Raw genomic sequence first — 21,614 nt, forward strand, 5'->3', positions numbered from 1 at the left:
CCTTTGTCAGACAGGAAAAATCAATGTCCGGCTTTAAGTCCGATTTTCTACGCACACTTTCCGAACGTGGCTTTATTCATCAGGTCTCCGATGAATCAGGTCTGGATGAACTCTTCACCAAGGAAACTGTGACTGCGTATATTGGCTTCGACCCGACAGCATCCAGTCTGCATGCGGGCGGCCTCATTCAGATCATGATGCTGCACTGGATGCAGAAAACCGGTCATCGTCCGGTTGCGCTGATGGGCGGCGGCACCGGTATGGTCGGTGATCCGTCATTTAAAGAAGAAGCCCGCAAGCTGATGACGGTTGAAACCATTGCCGACAATATTGCCGGTATCAAAAAGGTTTTCACCAATTACCTCACTTTCGGCGAAGGCAAAACCGACGCGCTGATGGTCAATAATGCCGACTGGCTGGCAGGTCTCAACTATCTCGAGTTCCTGCGTGATGTCGGCCGTCATTTCTCCGTCAACCGCATGCTGTCCTTTGACTCGGTTAAAACCCGCCTTGATCGTGAACAGTCACTGTCCTTCCTTGAATTCAACTACATGATCCTTCAGGCTTATGACTTTGTTGAACTCAGCAAGCGCTACGATATGCGCCTGCAGATGGGCGGCTCTGACCAATGGGGCAATATCATCAATGGTATTGATCTCGGTCACCGCATGGGCACGCCGCAGCTCTACGCGCTGACTTCGCCGCTGCTGACCACCTCTTCCGGTGCGAAAATGGGTAAGTCGCTCAATGGCGCTGTCTGGCTCAACGCTGACATGCTGAGCGCGTATGACTTCTGGCAGTACTGGCGTAATACTGAAGATGCCGACGTAGAACGCTTCCTCAAGCTCTACACCACCATGCCTATGGATGAGATTGCGCGTCTGGCAGCACTTGGCGGTTCGGAAATCAACGAAACCAAGAAGATTCTGGCCACCGAAATCACTGCCATGCTCCACGGTCGTGAAGCTGCGGAACAGGCTGCGGAAACTGCACGCAAAACTTTTGAAGAAGGTGCAATTTCTGACAATCTGCCAAGCCTGAGCATTGCTAAAGACGAGCTGTCGGCTGGTCTCGGTATTCAGGCTCTGCTGGTTAAAGCCGGTCTTGCATCGTCTAATGGTGAAGCGCGCCGTCACATTCAGGGCGGTGCTGTGCGCATCAATGATGTGGCTGTTCAGGATGAACGCGCCGGTATCACTGCCGGTGACGTTACCGAAGACGGTATCATCAAACTATCGCTGGGTAAGAAAAAGCACATTCTGGTACGTCCGGAATAAAACCAGCGTTAATACAAATACGCAAAAAGCGCGGAGTAATCCGCGCTTTTTTATTATAAAAGCTTCGCCGATTAGAATTCGAAGATCGAGCGGAAAATCCCCGGCGCAATCGCAGAAATCGGATTGACGATAATATTCGGCTGCTTGGCATTGCCTGCCAGCTTATAGGTAATCCCGATCAGACCACGGTCGCGGCCATTGCCGAGAATTGCGCCCAGCACCGGCACTTCACCAAACAGACGGTTCAGACCATAGGCAGGCATGAATGTACCGGTAACGGACATATTGCCGTTGCGGTCGTAGAGAATGCCCTGAAAAGTAGCACCGATCAGCGGGCCGCGAAGGACGCCGTTCTTCAGCGTCAGATAGCCGGAGCCCTTTTCAATCTGCGAATAGCCGCGTTCGAAATCGACCCGCGTCACATCAATATTACCGCGCACTGCCTGATTGAGGCTCTTGCCGCCATTGGAACTGCTAGAGACCAGCTTATCCAGACGCGGCTCATTAATGACCGAGAAATCACGGGCATCAATTGCGCCATAAAGCGGCCCCGTGCCCTGCGAGGTCAGATTAACGGTAATTCTGCCGCCGCGCATCTTGTCGTAAAAATCAAAGAAGCGCAGCACCGCTCCGGCATTGGCCGAGCTCAGCGCCACAGAACTGGCGCCTTTCTGGTTGCTGGACGTTGCGCTGACCTGTGCACCATTGCCCGTCACCGCATTCAGCGACACGCCGGAGACTTTTGCCCCTGCGGTTTCATAAGACACGGTGACATTACGCAGGCTCTCATCATAGAACCCTTTCACATCATCAATCTGTGCATTGACGACAATGCGCGGCATCACCCCGTTTTTGCTTTGACCGGCTTTCTTTTCATCCGTATTGCCTGAAACCGCCTGCTGGATCAGCGCCCGCGCATCAAAAGCCGTACCACGAACATCCGCACGGAAGCCATTACCGGATTTGCGCACTTCAAGGCTGAGATCATCATTACGCGTCAGATTGAGCTTGCGGATATTTGCACTCTGCAATTCATTATTTTCAAGCGTCAGATCACCGCTGACATGAAAACCGGTGCCGTCAAAGATAAAGTTACGAACCAGTACCGGCCCTTTGCCTTCCTTCGGCAGCTTCATATCCATTGTGAGCTTCGCAGGAATGCCTGTACCTTTTTTCCAGCCGAGCCATGGCAGATTGACCTGCGTCTTGCCAAGATCAGCGGAGATTTTGCGCATCTCACCCTGTTCTTCGCCCAGATCCAGCGTCAGCGGGCCTTTAAAAATATCGTTCAGCCCCGGATAATAAGTCTCACGCGTTTTATCATCCAGCTCCAGCCGGATATTTTGCTGACGCTTGATATTTGTATCCGCCAAAGGCTCAACCAGTGCCAGCTTGGCCGGAATATTATTCAGCCGTGCAGTCGCATCGATTTTAGCCACATCATCATTGACGCTCAGAGTGCCTTTGGCCTGCGTCACATTCTGACCGTTAAACGGTTTCTTCAAAGTCACATCGCTGAAAGCCAGATCAGCCTGCCATTTCAGACTATCCTTTGGTGCATCTTTGGTAACCGAAAACGCAACTTTTACTTTCGCATTCACATTGCCGTTGAGATCTTCCGCGCTGAAAGGCAATTTGCGCAAGGCATTGATCGGCTTATAACCAACAAGCTCTGTGATCGCCGGTGCCTCACCGCTGAGATCGAGATCAAGATCCGCAATCACCGGACGCTGACGTCCCCAAGGCACAAATAATGTTCCGCCATCCACATTGATCTGGCGGTTAACCGGTGTAAAGGCCGTACCTTTTTCAAGCTTGATGGTTGTATGCGCACCGCGCACCGCAATCGTGCCCGTTGCATCACGCACCGGCGGTATCTCACCGATCACGTCAAACCGTGTGCCTTCAACCCTGAAATCAGCCTTGATATCGGATTCTGTCAAATCCGGCGGCAGTCCCGGTCCGTTGAAGTGACCGGCAGGCAGTGCAATATCAATCCGGCCTTCGGTCATATGACCACCAAACAGGTTTTTCAGCACCCAGTCGCGCGCGCCGTCAGCCACATTGAGCGGCCAGAGCTGCTTGGCCTGTGCGACCGGCATACCCGGTATGCGCAGCATAAAAATCATCGCCGGAGAGCCGTGACCAAAGATCATGCGCCCCTGCCCGTAAAGCTCACCGGAATCTGTTTTGACATTCAGATCATTGAAATCAACGCGGCTGGCATTCTGCATCAGACGACCGGCAATCTTCACGCCGAATGGCAAAGGCGCTTCGGCAGAATTTTCCGGCGCACTGACGGCTTTTCTGGACACCAGCTCAAAACGGTAAGCCGGTTTCTCCGCAATATCGGTTTCCGTTTGCGTAACCGCAGATCGCGTACTCTTCAAAACAGGCAGAGTGTCTGTCTGCTGCCCTGCAGCTGGCATTTCACCATTCGCAATCCGCGCTGCCTGTTCGCGGATTTTCTGGGCTGCACTTTCCGTTTCAGCAACCGGCTCTACCCCGAATGCACCTTCAAGCACCGTGGATAAGCCGCCAAGATTGAGATCAAGCGCCTTAATTTCAAGTTTCTCGCCACCGGCTATATGCTCAAAAGACAGTGCCATATTGCCTTTGATGCCGCGCTCACGCCCCATATCCACGACAGCATCATCAAGCGTCAGCTGGCCGGAGAGGGTTTCCTTTTGCACCTCAGTAGAGGCCTGTCCGGTTAAAGCCAGAGATGCCGTGCTGTTCACATGAAAATAAGCCGGATTTGGCCGGTCATTGCCCATTTGCGGCATGACCTCTTCCGGTGAACCAAGACTGACCGGAATATTATCCAGTGTCAGGGAGAAGTTAGAAGCATGTGCGGGATCATCGGAACGGATCATTTCCGCCTGCAATGCCGTGCTTTTGCCCTGCCAGACAAATTCGGCATCCAGCGTTACCTTCTGCCCGTTCTGCCTGACCTGCGCATTACGGATCAGGATTTCCTGATCTTTCTCCATCGCGCGAAAAGCAAATGTCACATCGTGCAATGCAATTGCTTTTGTGCCGCGCATATCCAGCAGCGCCAGCGTCTGATCAATACCGGCAAAGACTTCACGTGACAGCTGATCAAAATCGACCAGTCCCCTGTCATTAAACGGCAAACGGATAAAAGGCTTCGGCTTGGTTTCCCCCTCTTGCAGGCGGATTAAAGCATCGCCGATTTCAATCTGGGCAACCTGAACTGAGCCGGTCAGCAGCGGCAAAGGTGCCAGCCCCAGTCTGACAACGCCCAGCTTTTCTACGGACACATCCTGAATGCGACTGTTCAGAGCAACATCACGCGCTTCAATTGCCAGATGTCTGTTACCGTCCAGCGAAACCTGCGCCTTGCTGATCGACACACCGGCATCAGGCCCTAAGATTTCCTGCAATCTCTGCTGTGCTTCATCGCGCAACATATCGCTGCTGATACCGGTACGCAGTACGAGAAAACCAATGCCGGCCAATACAATCAAAGCGAAACTGACAGAGATGAAAGCGCGCCAGCATTTCGCAATAAAGCCTTTGCGCTTTCTGCGCGCTGCCTTGCGGGCTGCTCTGTTATGTAAGCCGGTCTTATAATCAGGGCAGTCTTTCAGCACAGCTTTATTCTCAGGCCCCGCACCGGATGACGGATACTGATCAAGATGCTGTATGTCACGCTTGTTAAAGCGGATTTTTCTTGGTTTTTCTTTCAAAAACTTAAATCACTATCCGGATTGGCTGCACCTGAACTGCATAATTTTCAAAAGAAATTCTGTCATTTCTCATCAATATAAAACAGATCAGATTGCTGTCATTGATGAATCGTTATTTCAAAGCCCTGATTAACTGACAAAATTTCAGAAACAACACATGATTACAAGTCGCGGAAATAAATCAAATCACCTACCCCCGAGAAAATGACACCGGATGCTTTGAGTTTTTCTATTATCCGGCACAACATTAATCCTCGTGCAGAATCATTGTAGAACACATCCTCAACCATTCACATGAATAACAGGCAGAGCGGGTGTCGCGGATCAGATGAAACGTTACACGCTCAGTCCTTGCTCCCATAAGGATGAAGAAAGGCGCACTTATGACCAACCCGACAGATAATGTTGCCGCAATTGCTTTGCAGGCAGGTGATCCGGCTCCGGCATTTTCCCTGCCTAAAAACGGTGATGACACGCTTTCATCTGCCTCTCTTCAGGGCAAAGCCTATGTGCTGTATTTTTATCCGAAAGACGACACCAGCGGCTGCACCCGCGAGGCAATTGACTTCAGCGCATTGAAACCCGAATTTAATGCCATCAATGTCAGCATTATCGGCGTATCCCCTGACAGCGTGCGCAAGCATGACAAATTTATCGATAAACATGATCTCACCATTGAGCTTCTTGCTGATGAAGAAAAATCTCTGAGCAATGCTTATGGTGTCTGGGTAGAAAAGAGCATGTATGGCCGTAAATATATGGGCATTGAGCGCTCCACCTTCCTGATCGGCAAAGACGGAAAAATCGCACAGGTCTGGCGCAAGGTAAAAGTTGCCGGTCATGCCGAGGCTGTGCTTGAAGCCGCCCGTAAACTCGGTTGAAGACCGAAAATATACGGCACGGAAACCCTTTATTAACTCTGTTACGGTGTATGATCTGCGCAACAGTCCAGAATAGTTTTACCCGTCCGCACAGTTTGTTATAGTTAAGAAGTGATCTGCTCAGACGGTACTTGCGAGGCAGTAAAGGCAGCTTATTCTGCCATACAAAACCCGCAAATCTGTCTGAGATAATATCACAGAGCTGCTTTTATTTGATGAAAAGCAGAACGAACAGCAGGCTTTACGGGATAAGACTATGTCAGTCACAGGTAAGATCATGACCCGTTATCTCTCACCACTCTCCGCATCGGTTGCGCGACTGCGTTTGCCGTCCCGCGCAGGCAATTTTCTGCTCGCCGGTCTCATCGGCTATGGTGTGAGTGCAGGTGTGCTGGTTGCCGGTGCTTTGGCTGCGTCTGTTCTGCCGGCTCAGGCTCCGCTGCCTGACACATCCCTGACCATGCTGAAATCTGAGAAGAGTGTCACCGCTCAGCCGATGCCGCCAATGCCGGATCAGATTTATGATGCCAGATTCCACGAAGGCGCTGTTGATCTGAACACCGCTGCCAGTTTTGCCGGAATTGATCCTTTCATCACCGGCCCGGTTCCGAAATAACCGATCATAAAAAAGCCGCCGGTAAGATCATCTCACCGGCGGCTTTTTTTTCATTTAATCAACTCAGATCAGTCAATATCCTGTACATCGGCATCCTTGCCGTGTACGCGCTGCGCCAAAGCAGCTTCCATAAACTCATCCAGATCACCATCCAGAACATCGTCCGGACTTGAGCTTTCAACACCGGTGCGCAGGTCTTTGACCAGCTGATAAGGCTGCATGACATAAGAGCGGATCTGGTGTCCCCAGCCGATATCAGTCTTGGAAGAATTCACCTCATTGGCGGCTTCTTCACGCTTCTTCAGCTCTTCTTCGTAAAGACGCGCACGGAGCATCGACCAGGCCTGTTCACGGTTTTTATGCTGTGAACGCTGGGTCTGACACTGCACCACAATACCGGTGGCAATATGCGTAATACGAACCGCCGAATCTGTGGTGTTAACGTGCTGACCACCGGCACCGGAGGCGCGGTAAGTATCAATACGAACATCGGATTCCGATACTTCGACTTCAATATTGTCGTCGATCACCGGATAGACCCAGATACTGGCAAAGGATGTGTGGCGGCGGGCATTGGAGTCAAACGGCGAAATACGCACCAGACGATGCACACCTGATTCCGTTTTCAGCATACCGTAGCTATTATGGCCTTTCACGAGGATGGTTGCGGATTTAATACCCGCTTCTTCCCCTGCCTGAACTTCCAGAACTTCCACCTTACGGCCGTCGCGCTCACCCCAGCGCGAATACATGCGCAGCAGAATGGACGCCCAGTCCTGACTTTCCGTACCACCGGCACCGGCATGAACTTCCAGATAAGCATCATTGCCGTCAGCTTCACCGCTGAGCAGCATTTCAATCTGACGCTTGTCGAGTTCCGCCTTGATCTCGCGAATACCGTTTTCCGCATCGGTGATGATGGACTTGTCGCCCTCTTCTTCACCCATCGCGATCAGCTCGATATTGTCATCGAGCGAACGGGTCAGCGCCAGAATACTGTTAATGCTGTCATCCAGCTGCTGGCGTTCACGCATCAGCTTCTGTGCTTCCTGCGGGTCATTCCACAGGGTCGGATCTTCAGCACGGCTGTTCAGATATTCGAGTTTCTTCAGTGACTGATCCCAGTCAAAGATGCCTCCTCAGCAGGCTTATGGCCTGCTTGATTTCGTCAACCAAGTTCTCAATCTCGGCACGCATAGCTGCGGCTCCTTTGTCAGTCTTAATAATTTCGCAGTCAGCACATGGCCTTAATAAAAAAGCATACAGGCGCTACAAGCAGTTTCAGAAAAAGTGGAAACCGGTTTTTCGTCCGAAACTGCGTTAATATAAAGATATAGAGCGGTTTTCCTGCTTAGGAAAAATAACCGCTCTATAGGCCTGTATGCTGATTGTGTTTAAGCCTGTCAATATTTCAGGCTCAGGGCAGGCTTAATAAAGACCGCCAGATCCGGAATTAATTGCCTTATTCGCCTGCGGCGATTGCGGCTGCACCGGCGAGCCTTCCTGGAAGCTGTCGGCACCGATCACAGAATAGCTGTCAGCTGGGCCTGTCCCCGGTTTAAAGGCTTCCATAATCACATCAGGGCCACCCGGCGTTGCACGCATACCGGTACGGCGGTTGATCGCAATCATGGTCATGCCTTCAGGCACACGGAAGTCCACTTTCGGCGCTCCCTGCATTGCCACGGTCATGAAATCCTTGAACACCGGCACAGCGAGGCCGGAACCTGTACCGCCGCGGCCGAGTGGTGCAGGCTGATCCATACCGAGATACAGACCGACAACCATATCCGGCGTGAAACCGACAAACCACGCATCTTTTTCGTCATTTGTCGTACCGGTTTTACCGGCAATCGGACGGTTCAGGCTCAGCAGCATACGCGCAGTACCGCGCTGAACAACACCTTCCATCATCGATGTGATCTGATAGGCGGTCATCGGGTCGAGCACCTGATCGCGCTCGTCAACCAATTCAGGTTCTTCCTGATTGTTCCACTCTTCCGCATTACAATTCTGGCACTGACGCATGTCATGCTTGAAAATAGTCTTGCCGTAACGATCCTGCACGCGGTCAATCATTGAAGGCGTGATCGACCGTCCGCCATTAGCCATGATCGAATAGCCGGTGACCATGCGCAGCACAGTTGTTTCACCGGCACCAAGCGACATGGAAAGCACCGGCATCATCTTGTCATAAACACCGAAACGCTCTGCATATTCCGCAACGGTCTTCATGCCCATATCCTGTGCCAGACGCACAGTCATCAGGTTACGGGATTGCTCGATACCATAACGCAGGGTTGAAGGGCCGGAGAATTTGCCGGAATAGTTTTTCGGGCTCCAGACGCCGAGCGAACCGCCCTGATCGACAGAGATCGGACCATCAAGCACCACGGATGCCGGTGTGTAGCCATTATCCAGCGCTGCCGCATAAACAAACGGTTTGAAGGCCGAACCCGGCTGGCGATAGGCCTGCGTGGCGCGGTTGAATTCCGACTGCGCATAGGAGAAGCCGCCAACCATAGACAGCACGCGGCCGGTATGCGGATCCATAGCAACCAGCGCACCGGAGATTTTCGGCACCTGACGCAGACGGTAAGCATCGCTGCCCTCGCCTTTTTTCTCCACATAAATCACATCGCCGACCTCAAGCACACCTGCCGGTGATTTCGCTGTCGAGCGCTTGCCGCCGATATTCATGCGCATCGCCCATTTCATATCCGCAGCGGCAACGCGGCCGGTCGCCCGTTCTTCACTGATTTTACCGGACGGATCACGGGCCGGCTGCAATCCGATTTCCAGCGCATCCGGTGTGGCGTCCAGCACAACAGCCAGATGCCATTCCGGCACGTCGGTCAGACCGGCAACTTCACCCAGTTCCTGACCCCAGTCTGTGCTCAGATTGAGATGTTTGACAGGGCCGCGATAGCCTTGCGCCTCATCATAACGGATGAAACCGTTATGCAATGTTTTACGCGCCATGACCTGCAATTGCGGATCAAGCGTTGTGCGCACGGAAAGCCCGCCTTCAAGCAGCGAAGCATTGCCGTAACGGGTTACAATCTGACGACGCACTTCTTCAGCAAAATATTCACTGGCAAACAGACGGCCATCCGCATTATGCGGCTTCACGCCCAGCGGTGTTTCTTTGGCTTCTTTTGCATCCTCAACAGAAATATAGCCGTTTTCCTGCATACGATCGATCACCCAGTTGCGGCGTTCAATCGCGCGCTGGGCATAACGATACGGATGATAATTGGCAGGGCCTTTGAGGAGTGCTGCAAGATAGGCAGATTCGCTGATGGTCAGCTCATTGACCGACTTGTCGAAATAGGTCAGCGCAGCACCGGCAATACCGTAAGCGCCCATACCGAAGAACATTTCATTGAGATAAAGCTCAAGGATCTGGTCTTTGCTGAAAGTACGCTCCATACGCAGCGCAACAATCGCTTCCTTGATTTTACGGTCATAGGTCTGCTCGGAAGTGAGCAGCATATTTTTGGCAACCTGCTGCGTGATGGTCGACGCGCCCACAGGGCGGCGGTCATTACCGGTCAGCTTGTTGACAATATTAGTGGACACAGCACGGGTAAGGCCGAGATAATCCAGCCCGTGATGCTGATAAAAGCTCTTGTCTTCCGCTGAAACAAAGGCTGCTTTCACACGATCAGGAACCGCCTGAATCGGCAGGAACATGCGGCGTTCTTTGTAATATTCCGCCATCAGACTACCGTCTGCGGCATGCACGCGCGTTGTTACCGGCGGCTCATATTTGGCCAGCACTTCATAATCCGGCAAGTCCTTGCTTATGCTGCCGACATAGAAGGCAACGCCTCCCGCAACGATCAGCATCAGCACCGTTCCGATGCCGAAAAAATATCCGATGAGCCGTACCATATTTTATCCGGTGTCCGTTTCAGATTATCTGCTACATATCATTAACTTAGAGCATTTCACAGTCAAATTGGATCAATTTGACGACCGTGATAATGCGGCTACTAAAGAATCCAGAACGAATGCCGCGATCCAATTTGGACGTAATCCGCTCCGGTAAAAATTCACAGGCAATTTTAGCAGGCTTTGCAGCGTAAAATTGTTTTCAACCTGATGAACCCTTCCAAGCCATTCATCTCTGAGCCCTGACCTGAACCCTGATCCGGCGTTAAGCCAGACCAACAGCGTGGTAGTGAACAGCAAATACGTCAAAGACAAGATGAATTTACTGTTTTTAACTCTTTATTCATTTCTGTGACGCTTTTGACGCAGCCCTCACAGATTTTACGGCTGCGCCTGAACATTGTTGCGCAGCGTATAATATTTATCCACTGCATGGGAAATACGCTCCACCGCACGTTTGCGCCATGAAGCATCTTTCAGCAGCTTCTCATCGTCTTTATTCGACAAATATCCGATTTCGACGAGAACCGAAGGAACATCCGGTGCACGCAACACCTGAAATCCGGCAAAACGATGAGGATTATTAATCAGATTAACCTTGCCCTGCAGAGATTTGACCAGCCCGTCAGCAAAATTCAGCGAAAAAGAATGGGTTTCACGCTGGGTCAGCTCCATGAGGATATCATGAACAACCGGCGCTTCTTCGCTGTAAATACCCGCACTGGCATCAGAATTATTTTCACGTTCCGCCATAGCTCTGGCCACATCATCCGATGCCTTGTCAGACAATGTATAGACCGTTGCACCACGGATATCCTTATGACGGATCGTATCGGCATGAAGCGAGATAAACAGATCCGCCTCATGCTGGCGCGCCAGACGCACCCGCTCCCCGAGCCGCAGGAAAGTATCATCCTCGCGGGTCATGAGAACATTGATATTCTTGTTCTTCATGAGTTCATCACGAAGCTCGCGCCCGAAAGCAAGCGTCACATTCTTTTCCAGCGTGCCGCTCACACTTTCCGCGCCGCTGTCGATGCCGCCATGTCCGGGATCAATCATCACAGTAAACTGGTGGCTTGAGCCAAGCGTATCGCTGATGGCAGGAGATGCCCCGCCAGTGTCCGCATTTAATGAGGCCGTAGTCACTTTCTGATCGGCAAGAGCCTGCGCAAATTCTCGGTCGGAACTGGCAACAATATCGGCAACCATACGATAGCCGGACGAAGATTCGTTTTTTACAACTTCCAGTTTTTCAACTTTGAAAGGCCCTTTGGCATTGAGAATCAATCGCGACCGCGTCTGCGCAATCAATCCGTAGCGCACCTCGGAAATCAGACCGCGCGGCGTCAGTGATTCCTTGTCAAAACCGAAACTGGTTTCCGGCAGGTCGATCACAAGACGATGCGGACGCTCCAGAAGATGCGTCTCTACATTCGGCTCATTGTCAAACATAACCACGATACGGCTGCGCAGATCATCACCGGCCATTTTGAAGGTCAGTGCAGAGAGTTCAGATTTGCCGCCCTGCGCTGAAAATGCAGAATTTATCGGTATTATTGCCACAAAAGCCGAAAGCAGCGCCTGCCGCCGCAAAAACTTGCGAAAAGCCGGTTTTAAAGAAAAAAGATTGGCTGTCAGAATTCGTAAAAACATCGTCTCGATCAAATTATTGCAAAGCTGAGATTCGTTCAGATCCTGCACATCATTTGCAATCCCCTGCCCGCAAATCAGCATTTACGAACACCCGCCCGCGATCGGGCATTATGATTGCCTTTGCGGCAGTTCGGTGACGTCTGAGCAGTTTCATTTCTCCTGTTTCAGAAAAACCACACTGCCTCACCCGCTCTTGCCGGATGCTGCAACCGCCCGTAACACAGATATGCTAGAGCTTTATCGTTAATGAAGCCTTTGCAAATTTCATCAAATCTGCCTCTGCATCCGGCATTCATGATTACAAAATTTCAATGCCATTTCCCGTCGCAACCGGCAACTGACAAAGCTGCGTGCACAAATCACGCATGAAATAAAGCCGGCTTAGATTCCGCCCGCCGTATCTTCACTTAAATCCCGTGTCAGCGACATCAGAAAATCACTCTAAAACATTGAGATAAATGTCGAAATTATAAAATTCATGCCTGATTAGTTTGAACGGAGTGTGACGCATTATTATATTCTGCTTGTCAGAGGGGCGATCAGGTCCTAAAAGCATTATCAGGTTACAGATCCGCCATCGGAATCATTCTCTGTCCAGCGTCCGGTTAACACCCGCGGACAGGCTCTTATCGTGGCAGATCAGCTCAGAACCTGACGTTACAACCGTCAGAAAACTGCAGAACGGCCGTTTGTGATAATTCTGATTTGAAAGATTATCCGGCGGCTCAGCGTAACTGAACAAGGATTCAGCACTGGCACGGTTCCCCCGGCCACTGCTCATAAAGACTGCGGACTATGTGAGAAATCATAATCGGCAATCTGTTATCTGCGGCATCACGCGTTGTAAGAAACGCAGTTTACAATGCCGCAACACTTTTGAATTGCTGCATATTTTATCCTTTGGGATTTGTGCGGCACTATAATCGGCCTGTTTATCAGGTCTTTCGAGGTCGTTTCGATCGGAACCGCTATGGGTCACGCAGACTTGACCATTGCCAGCCTGAAAATCGCGATTGCCGCAAGGCATCAGCGCGTGAAGACTGTACTCTGCGTTCCGGCGAACCTTAATTTATCCGGCAACCGCGAATATATACGAACCGGCGCTCCCGAAGCGTCTCCGGTTCCTCTTGATTTGCGTTTTTCCGCCGGAAGGAAAAACACTTATGTCGAACAAAATGCTTATCGATGCCTCCCACCCGGAGGAAACGCGCGTCGTAGTGGTGCGCGGTAACAAGATCGAAGAATTCGATTTTGAATCTGAGCATAAGAAGCAGTTAAAAGGCAATGTATATCTGGCACGCGTAACCCGCGTTGAGCCGTCATTGCAGGCTGCTTTTGTGGAATATGGCGGCAACCGCCATGGCTTCCTCGCCTTCTCCGAAATTCATCCGGACTATTACCAGATTCCGGAAGCTGACCGTAAAGCGCTGCTGGAAGCAGAAGCCCGCGCTGCACGTGATGAAGATGATGAAGAGCGTGAAGAAGCACCACGCCGCAATCGCCGTGGTCACAATGACCGTCGCGGCTCGGGTCGTCACCGTCATCACAACAACAGCAGAGATCATGCTGCGGCACCGGCTGTACCGGCACCTGAATTTGTCGGTGACTTCGCTGCCGAAGCGCAGGAAGCCTATGCACAGGCATTGCTCAATGCTGCTCAGGAACAGGCAAATGATGATGCAGATGATAATGCATCCGTCATGGCTGCTTCTTCCGACCAGCCGGTAATCCGTGAAAAAGCACCGCGCAAACAGCACGCATCAGACAGTGACGACGATGACGATCACGATGATGAAGACGATCAGGTTGAATCGGTCGGCGCTGAAGATGCAATGGAAGAACTGCCGGGCAGCAACCGTGCGCATCGCAAGCACTACAAGATTCAGGAAGTTATCAAGCGCCGCCAGATTATTCTGGTGCAGGTGGTTAAAGAAGAGCGCGGCAATAAAGGCGCAGCTCTCACAACCTATCTGTCGCTGGCAGGCCGTTATTCCGTACTGATGCCGAATACCGCACGCGGTGGCGGTATTTCACGCAAGATCACCAATATTCAGGATCGCAAGCGTCTGAAAGATATCGTCAAGGAACTCGAAGTGCCGCAGGGCATGGGTGTGATCCTGCGTACAGCCGGTGCCAACCGCACCAAGGCAGAAGTGCGTCGTGACTATGAATATCTGATGCGTATGTGGGATAATGTCCGCCAGCTGACCATGCAGTCGCAGGCACCTGCCCTCGTCTATGAAGAAGGCAATCTCATCAAGCGTTCGATCCGCGATCTTTATAACAAGGATATCACGGATATTCTGGTCGCCGGTGAAGCCGGTTACCGCGAAGCCAAAGATTTCATGCGGATGCTGATGCCGACCCATGCGCGCGTCGTCCAGCCTTACCGTGAAACCACGCCGATTTTTGCCCGCAACGGGATTGAAGCCCAGCTTGACCGGATGCTGCATCCGCAGGTTACACTGAAATCCGGCGGCTATATCATCATCAACCAGACTGAAGCTCTGGTTGCGGTTGACGTCAACTCCGGCCGTTCAACCCGTGAAAATTCGATTGAAGAAACTGCATTGCAGACCAATCTGGAAGCCGCGGAAGAAGTTGCGCGCCAGCTGCGTCTGCGCGACCTTGCCGGTCTGGTTGTGGTTGACTTCATTGATATGGAAGAAAAGCGCAACAATCGTGCCGTTGAAAAACGCATGAAAGATTGCCTGAAAGATGATCGTGCCCGTATTCAGGTTGGCCGTATTTCGCATTTCGGTCTTCTCGAAATGTCGCGTCAGCGTATCCGTGCATCGGTTCTTGAAAGCACCATGCAGCCTTGCCCGCATTGCGCAGGCACAGGTCTGATCCGCTCGGATTCCTCGATGGCGCTTTATGTCATCCGCTCGATTGAAGAATTCCTGCAGCGCAATTCGCAGAACAATATTACTGTTCGCGCACCGCAGGCCACAGCACTTTATGTGCTGAACCACAAGCGCCACCTGCTTGCAGAAATGGAAAGCCGTTTCGGCCTGACAATTGAACTGCAGATCGATGAAACCGTTGGTCATCAGCATCTGGCGATTGATAAGGGCACACCGGCTGCCGGTCCTGTTAATCCGGTTCCGCAGACAATCCAGTTCATGCCTTATGATGAGGAAAATGATCCGGAAATCATCGATGTGGAAGATGATGCGGAAACCGAAGCAACATCAGGCGATGAAGATAACACACGCGACGATAATAATGACGACCGCAAGCGCAGCCGTCGCCGCCGTCGCCGTCGCGGTGCCCGTGAACGCGATAATTCGGAAACACAGGGCGAAGCCGCTTCTGATGAAGATGAAGGCGATGATGCAGACGCAGATGACGCACCTTCCCAGTCGGAAGAAGACCGTCGCAAGAAGCGTCGTCGCGGCCGTCGTGGCGGACGTAAAAACCGTCGTGGTGAATATGACAATGACAACCGCATGCCTGCGGTGGAATTTGTCGGCTTCAGCCGCGATGAAGCTGTCACCCGTCTGACTGCCTATAAACAGGCTGTGAAAAAAGCTGCGGCTCCTCTGCCTTCACCGGAATTTGTGGGCTTTAACCCGCAGGTGAAATCAGCGGCTCCGGCTGCGGCCCTGACACAGGATGCTCCGGCCAAGACTGAAGCAGCCCCGCAGACTGAGGCAAAATCCGAGAAGAAGACTGCAAAACCTGCCCGTAAACGCCCTGCGAAGCCACGCGGTGCAAAAGCAACGGCTGAAACCGCTGCGGAAACTGTGACTGAAGTGGCAGAACCTGCCGCTGAACCGGCTGTTGCAGAAGCAGTGGTTGCGGAAGCTGAAACTGTGAGTGATGAAGCTCCGGCCAAAACCACACGCAAAAAAGCTGCAGAAAAGCCGGCCAAGCCTGCCCGCAAGCCGCGCGCTATAAAAGCAGCGGAGCCGGTTGCAGAAACACAGGCCGAAGTTGCTGAAGCCGTTATTGTGACTGAAGTGGCAGAACCTGCGGCGGAACAGCAAGCAGAAAAGCCTGCCCGTAAACGCAGCAGCACACAGGAAGCATCCAAGCCGGTTGTGACCTCGCAGATCAGTCAGGCTGAAAAGCAGGAAGAACCGGCAGAGCAGCCTAAGCGCGGCGGCTGGTGGCAGAAAAAGGGCTTCTTTTAAGCCCTGCCGATAGAACCCATAGAATAGAAAAGCCGCCGGAATTTCCGGCGGCTTTTTTTATTTCGTATACATACTAAATTTCAAATTTGTACAAAAAGAGGACTGACCTCAGAGCCAGCTCTCCAAGCGGCGCATTGCTTCACGCATTTCATCAGCTGTACCCGCATAGGAGAAGCGCATTGTGCGGTGACCTTCCAGCGGGTCAAAATCCAGCCCCGGTGTAGCGGCCACATTAATCTCGGCAATCATTTTGCGGGCAAAGGCCATGCTGTCATTGGTAAAGCGGGACACATCACAATAGGCGTAAAAAGCACCATCCATAGGCGCAGCCAGTGTCAGCCCCATTTTCGGCAGATGTTCACCGAGGATAGAACGGTTCAGCGCATAACGCTGCTTGATAATATCCAGCTCATCCGTTGCCTTAAAGGCTTCAATTGCCGCAATCTGTGACAGTTCCGGCGCAGAAATATACAGGCTTTGCGCAATACGCTCATTCGGGCGCACCGCCTCTTCCGGCAGCACCATCCAGCCGATACGCCAACCGGTCATGCAATAATATTTGGAGAAGGAATTAATCACCGTCACACTATCATCAAAGGCCAGTGCAGTCTGGTCAGGACGATCATAGGTCAGGCGATGATAAATCTCATCGGAGATCACACGAATATTGCGTTCGCGAGCTGCCTCCAAAATGGCTTTCAGTTCATCATCTTCAATGATTGCGCCGGTCGGATTGGCAGGGCTGGCGAAAAGCACACCTTTCAGCGGCTTTTCCGCATGGGCAGCAATCAGGCTTTCAGCGGTCAGATTGGCACTTTTACCGTCACCGGTGCCGATTTCAACAACTTCAACGCCAAGCGCTTTCAGAATATTGCGATAGGCCGGATAACCTGGACGGGTAATCGCCACACGGTCACCGGCATCAAAATAGGTCAGGAAGGCCAAATTGAACGCGGCCGATGAGCCGGTCGTCACGGCAATGCGCTGCGGGCTGACTTCAACGCCATATTGCTCAGCATAATGAGCAGCAATCGCCTCGCGCAGACCAATCAGGCCAAGCGCATCCGTATAACCGATTTTGCCGTCAATCAGGGCTTTTTGCGCTGCTTCACGCACACGGAGCGGTGCCGGATCAGCAGGCTGACCAACCGCCATAGAGATCATCGGCGCGCCTTCTGCACGGCGCCGGTTCGCTTCAGCGAGCACATCCATGGCATGAAACGGATCAACTTCACTCCGGTAGGAAAAAACTCTCACTTCTCTGCCCTCAAAAAACACCTGCCCTGCCACTTGTATGAAACAACAGCCTGCAGAACCGGTTAAGCTTTAAACACCGGATGTTCCATAGCCCGAACTGCACAGTGCAACAACAGCATAACAATCACAAAATATTAGCTATAAAACAGCAAAACGAGCCGAAACTTTAAACTTCTTAAGCCTGACTTCAGTTCAGGTCATAAAAAAGGCCTGAAATATCATGAAATAAACTGTGGTTCACAACTGCGGATTCCTGACGGAATATATCATTCTGTTTTTCGCATCCTGTAAGCTAGAACAGCATTATAAATAGTGCAGCTGATTCACACCTGATGCATGTCCCTGTCCAAACTGACCTGTTTGGATACATCATGCGGTAAATGAAAGTGTCCGGAGCGAATGCGATACCGTATTACCGCTCTTGATCGTTTTTAAAACAGGATTTTATTGATGGCCGAAACCGCTCTTCTTTATACAGCCCCTGCGCCGCAACCGGCAGCACCGGCGCCGGTTCCCGTCAGCAACAGGCTGCACCGCCCGCTTTCCCTGATGATTTCCGCCGCTATTCTGGCCAGTTCCGCAGTCACTGCCTCGGCGCAGTCGCGCTCAGTACCGGTCGTGCGTGATGCAGAAATTGAAGCCCTGGTTACCGATTACACGACCCCAATTCTCAATGCCGCAGGCCTTGGCAAAAAGCGTATCGGTACAATTCTGGTCAACAGCCCGAGCTTCAACGCTTTTGTCGACGGACGACGCATCTTTATCAATACCGGTGCCCTGCTCCAGTCTGAAACCCCGAATGAGATTATCGGCGTTATCGCCCACGAGACCGGCCATCTTGCCGGCGGCCATCAGGATCGTCTGCGTGAACAGCTCAAACAGGCCAAAACCATGGCTGTTATCGGCACATTGCTCGGCCTTGGTGCGGGGATTGCCGGTGCAGCCACCCGTAACAGCGCCATTGCCGGTGCCGGCGGCGGTATTGCTGCAGGCGGCGGTGAAATCGCCATGCGCAGCCTGCTGTCCTATCAGAGAACGGAAGAAGCAGCAGCTGACCGTTCGGCAATCAATTATCTGAATAAAACCGGCCAGTCCGCCAAAGGCATGCTGACAACATTCGAGCGCTTTGCCAGTGCCCTGTCGATCAGCGGCACGCAGGTTGATGCCTATCGTATCAGCCACCCGTTGCCACGTGACCGTATTGCCAATCTGACGACTCTGGCTCATCAAAGCCCGTATTTTGAGAAAAAAGACCCGGAAGCCCTGCAGCTTCGTCATGATATGGCACGGGCAAAAATCGCGGCCTATTCCGGTGGCCTCGGCTCTCTGCAACGCATGTTCCGCAACAATCCGCGTGGCGTAGGCGCACGTTACGGCGATGCGATTTACACATTCCTCAATGGCAATCCCCGTAATGCCATTCCGAAAATTGATGCATTAATCAAAGAACAGCCCAAAAACCCTTATTTCCGCGAAATAAAGGGCGAAATGCTGCTGAAAGCCAATAATCCGGCCGGTGCTGCTGCCGAGTTCAAACAGGCTGCCGCGCTTGATCCGCGCAAATCCAGCCTGATCCGTATGAGCTATGGCCGCGCTTTGATGCTGACCGGCAATAAAGCCAATATGGAAGCGGCTATCCGCGAGCTGAAAGCGGGTATGGTACGTGATCCGGAATTTTCGGAAGGTTACGGCTATCTGGCACAGGCCTATGGCCAGTCCGGACAGATGGGGCTTTCGGACCTCGCAACAGCGGATCAGCATTATTATGCAGGCCGCATCAATGAGGCCAAGATTTTCGCAACCCGTGCGCAGACACGTCTGAAATCCGGTTCGCCGGACTGGCTGCGGGCGCAGGACATTATCAATACCAAAACCAAAAAGAAATAAACCACGGTACCAATATCGGTTTTCCGTAACAGAACTTCACATTTCGCCAGTATGGCGGACTACCACCATTAACCCGAACGACAAGGCCGGTTTATCCGGAGTGATCCTATGACCATTCATTTCAAGCGCCGTTTAGCTACCACTGTTTTCGGCGCAGCTGCTCTGGTTTCTGCCGTTGCAGCTTCCCATGCACAAGAAGCAAAGCCGCTCGATAAAGCTGCCGTTGAGAAAATCGTCCGCGAATATCTGATCGCCAATCCGGAAGTGATGCTTGAAGTGCAGGACGCTCTGGAAGAAAAACAGGCTGCATCAGCCCGTGACAGCCAGTCCAAGATTATTGCAGAAAATCATGATTCGATTTTCAACGATGCCAATGATGCCGTTTACGGCAATCCGAAAGGCGACGTGACCATCGTTGAATTCTACGATTACAATTGCGGCTATTGCAAACGCGCAATGCCGGATATGCAGGCGCTGCTCAAAGCCGACCCGAATGTCCGCTTTGTCCTGAAAGAATTCCCGATTCTCGGACCGGATTCCATGCGCACCCATCTGGTTGCACAGGCATTCAAGCGTCTGATGCCTGAAAAATACATGGAATTGCACGAAGCGCTGATGAAAGAGCCGAAAAGCTCTACCGAAGAGAGCGCAATGAAGATTGCTACTTCTTTGGGCGCTGATGAAGCGAAACTGCGTGAATTGATGAAAAGCAAAGAGGTCGTGACCTCCTTCCAGAGCGCTTATAATGTTGCTCAGGCGCTGAATATTTCCGGCACACCGTCTTATATTATCGGTAATGAGCTGGTTCCGGGTGCGGTCGGTCTGGAAACATTGTCTGAAAAAATCGCTGAACAGCGCCAATCAAACACCGGCAACAAATAAAATTCATAATTTTATCTATAAAATTTGAATTTAGTGCCGGAAAATGCAGTTAAAGCCTGTACGGATACAATTTACAGGCTTTAACCGCAAAGCATTCCCCATTATATGGGAAGAGTTAAAGACTTCAGACAAGCTGAATTCATACGAATAACGGAATCGTAAAGCGACACCACACCCGATGGCACAAGTGATTTTCATTCTGAACGGCCCGAACCTGAATATGCTGGGTAAAAGAGAACCGGCAATTTACGGCTCGACGACCCTTGATGATATTCACGTAAACTGCCGCAAAGAAGCTGAAAAGCTGGGTGTGGAAATTGACTTCCGTCAGTCTAATCACGAAGGCGATCTGGTCACATGGATTCAGGAAGCCGGTGAGAAAGGCGCGCAGGTTCTGATTAACCCTGCAGCCTATACACACACATCCATTGCGCTGCTTGATGCCATTCGCGCAGCTCAGGTGACAGTGGTTGAGGTTCACCTCTCAAATATTCACGCCCGTGAAGAGTTCCGCCACAAATCCTTCGTTTCTCCGGTTGCCAAAGCTGTACTGTGCGGCTTCGGTGCGGAAGGTTATTTGATGGGCCTGCGGGCTCTCGCCGGCTATCAGCATAATCGCGAAAGTTGACCGGATTTTCAGAGTGGATTATGCCACGCATACCTAACCAGCATAATGTACCCTGACCGTCAGGCATATGCTAAAAGCAGTTAAGGCAAAAACGGGAACCGGTTTTCCGTTCAAAACTGCGAAAATAAAAATGGGAGCCTATTCCGATCTGCCTTAACCGGATCGGAATAGGCTCTGAAGAAACAACAATATATATCAGCGGTAAAGGGGCCAGACCCATGACGAACAAAAGCTCCGGTATCGATCAGACGATCATTCGCGATCTCGCGAACATCCTCAAAGATACCGATCTGACAGAAATTGAAGTTGAACAGGACGATCTGCGCATTCGCGTATCGCGCAATATCACTGTTCAGGCTGCAGCACCTCAGCAATATTTTGCACCTGCTGCCGCAGCACCGGTTGCCGCCGCTGCGCCTGCTCCGGCTGCAGAAGCACCGAAAGCTGCTGACAAATCCAAGAATGCCGTGCCTTCGCCAATGGTTGGTACAGCCTATCTCGCACCGGCACCAGGTGCCAAGCAGTTCGTGGAAGTCGGCCAGAGCGTTAAAGAAGGCCAGACAGTTCTCATCATCGAAGCGATGAAAACCATGAACCAGATTGCTGCTCCGCGTGCAGGTACAGTGACTGCTATTCTGGTCAGCGACAGCCAGCCAGTTGAATTCGGCGAACCTCTTATCGTCATCGAATAAGATCTTTCACAGATCACGGCTGTATTTTTAAACATACAGCCATCGCTGACCAATTTGAATTAATGCATAGTCTGTCTCAGATTATGCCT

14 protein-coding genes are annotated in these 21,614 nt (G+C 51.7%); 9 read left to right on the forward strand and 5 right to left on the reverse strand.

The window, feature by feature from the left end; translation table 11 throughout:
* Positions 1-23 precede the first annotated feature (23 nt).
* Positions 24-1,277, forward strand: a complete 1,254-nt coding sequence (gene tyrS / locus LDL70_RS08575) for a tyrosine--tRNA ligase (RefSeq protein ID WP_022711447.1) — start codon at positions 24-26, stop codon at positions 1,275-1,277.
* A gap of 71 nt (positions 1,278-1,348) precedes the next feature.
* Here tyrS and LDL70_RS08580 read toward each other — a convergent pair whose 3' ends face one another.
* On the reverse strand, positions 1,349-4,990 hold the full coding sequence (locus tag LDL70_RS08580; RefSeq protein ID WP_225684854.1) for a DUF3971 domain-containing protein: 3,642 nt from the start codon (positions 4,988-4,990) through the stop codon (positions 1,349-1,351).
* Positions 4,991-5,373: 383 nt separating this feature from the next.
* Between LDL70_RS08580 and bcp the strand changes: the two genes are divergently transcribed.
* Both bcp and LDL70_RS08590 read left to right on the forward strand, forming a co-directional pair.
* Entirely contained in the window at positions 5,374-5,871 is a 498-nt protein-coding gene (gene bcp, locus LDL70_RS08585) for a thioredoxin-dependent thiol peroxidase (RefSeq protein ID WP_225684855.1), read from the forward strand.
* 256 nt (positions 5,872-6,127) lie between these two features.
* Entirely contained in the window at positions 6,128-6,487 is a 360-nt protein-coding gene (locus LDL70_RS08590; RefSeq protein WP_225684856.1) for a hypothetical protein, read from the forward strand.
* A 68-nt stretch (positions 6,488-6,555) separates the two neighbouring features.
* On the opposite strand, the gene prfB is transcribed toward LDL70_RS08590, so the two are convergent.
* The 3 genes from prfB to LDL70_RS08605 form a co-directional block, all read right to left on the reverse strand.
* Positions 6,556-7,684, reverse strand: a protein-coding gene (prfB, locus tag LDL70_RS08595; protein ID WP_225684857.1) for a peptide chain release factor 2 whose coding sequence is annotated in 2 segments (ribosomal slippage) — positions 6,556-7,614 and positions 7,616-7,684 — 1,128 coding nt in all. Because the reading frame shifts where the segments join, the coding sequence is not laid out codon by codon here.
* 231 nt (positions 7,685-7,915) lie between these two features.
* Entirely contained in the window at positions 7,916-10,384 is a 2,469-nt protein-coding gene (locus LDL70_RS08600; protein ID WP_022711452.1) for a penicillin-binding protein 1A, read from the reverse strand.
* A gap of 381 nt (positions 10,385-10,765) precedes the next feature.
* On the reverse strand, positions 10,766-11,950 hold the full coding sequence (locus tag LDL70_RS08605) for an N-acetylmuramoyl-L-alanine amidase (protein ID WP_370637822.1): 1,185 nt from the start codon (positions 11,948-11,950) through the stop codon (positions 10,766-10,768).
* On the opposite strand from LDL70_RS08605, the gene LDL70_RS08610 reads away from it, so the two are divergent.
* Positions 11,877-12,068 (forward strand): hypothetical protein, encoded by a 192-nt coding sequence (locus tag LDL70_RS08610; RefSeq protein ID WP_225684859.1) that lies wholly within the window; start codon positions 11,877-11,879, stop codon positions 12,066-12,068. The two genes, LDL70_RS08605 and LDL70_RS08610, sit on opposite strands and share 74 nt — an antisense overlap.
* Before the next feature lie 1,135 nt (positions 12,069-13,203).
* Positions 13,204-16,179: a ribonuclease E/G gene (locus tag LDL70_RS08615; protein ID WP_225684860.1), complete on the forward strand. Its 2,976-nt coding sequence runs from the start codon at positions 13,204-13,206 to the stop codon at positions 16,177-16,179.
* Between the two features lie 108 nt (positions 16,180-16,287).
* Here LDL70_RS08615 and LDL70_RS08620 read toward each other — a convergent pair whose 3' ends face one another.
* Positions 16,288-17,391 carry a pyridoxal phosphate-dependent aminotransferase gene (locus LDL70_RS08620; protein WP_370637823.1) on the reverse strand — a complete coding sequence of 368 codons (1,104 nt, stop codon included), beginning with the start codon at positions 17,389-17,391 and terminating at the stop codon, positions 16,288-16,290.
* A gap of 594 nt (positions 17,392-17,985) precedes the next feature.
* Between LDL70_RS08620 and LDL70_RS08625 the strand changes: the two genes are divergently transcribed.
* The 4 genes from LDL70_RS08625 to accB all read left to right on the forward strand — a co-directional run bounded on the left by LDL70_RS08625 (position 17,986) and on the right by accB (position 21,525).
* Entirely contained in the window at positions 17,986-19,323 is a 1,338-nt protein-coding gene (locus LDL70_RS08625; RefSeq protein WP_116087922.1) for a M48 family metalloprotease, read from the forward strand.
* A 108-nt stretch (positions 19,324-19,431) separates the two neighbouring features.
* On the forward strand, positions 19,432-20,205 hold the full coding sequence (locus LDL70_RS08630) for a DsbA family protein (protein WP_022711458.1): 774 nt from the start codon (positions 19,432-19,434) through the stop codon (positions 20,203-20,205).
* A 178-nt stretch (positions 20,206-20,383) separates the two neighbouring features.
* Positions 20,384-20,833 carry a type II 3-dehydroquinate dehydratase gene (aroQ, locus tag LDL70_RS08635; RefSeq protein WP_022711459.1) on the forward strand — a complete coding sequence of 150 codons (450 nt, stop codon included), beginning with the start codon at positions 20,384-20,386 and terminating at the stop codon, positions 20,831-20,833.
* Between the two features lie 218 nt (positions 20,834-21,051).
* On the forward strand, positions 21,052-21,525 hold the full coding sequence (accB, locus tag LDL70_RS08640) for an acetyl-CoA carboxylase biotin carboxyl carrier protein (protein ID WP_121993418.1): 474 nt from the start codon (positions 21,052-21,054) through the stop codon (positions 21,523-21,525).
* Positions 21,526-21,614 lie beyond the last annotated feature (89 nt).

Origin of the sequence: Pseudochrobactrum sp. XF203, from assembly GCF_020341615.1 — a bacterium.
Taxonomy (GTDB): domain Bacteria; phylum Pseudomonadota; class Alphaproteobacteria; order Rhizobiales; family Rhizobiaceae; genus Pseudochrobactrum; species Pseudochrobactrum saccharolyticum.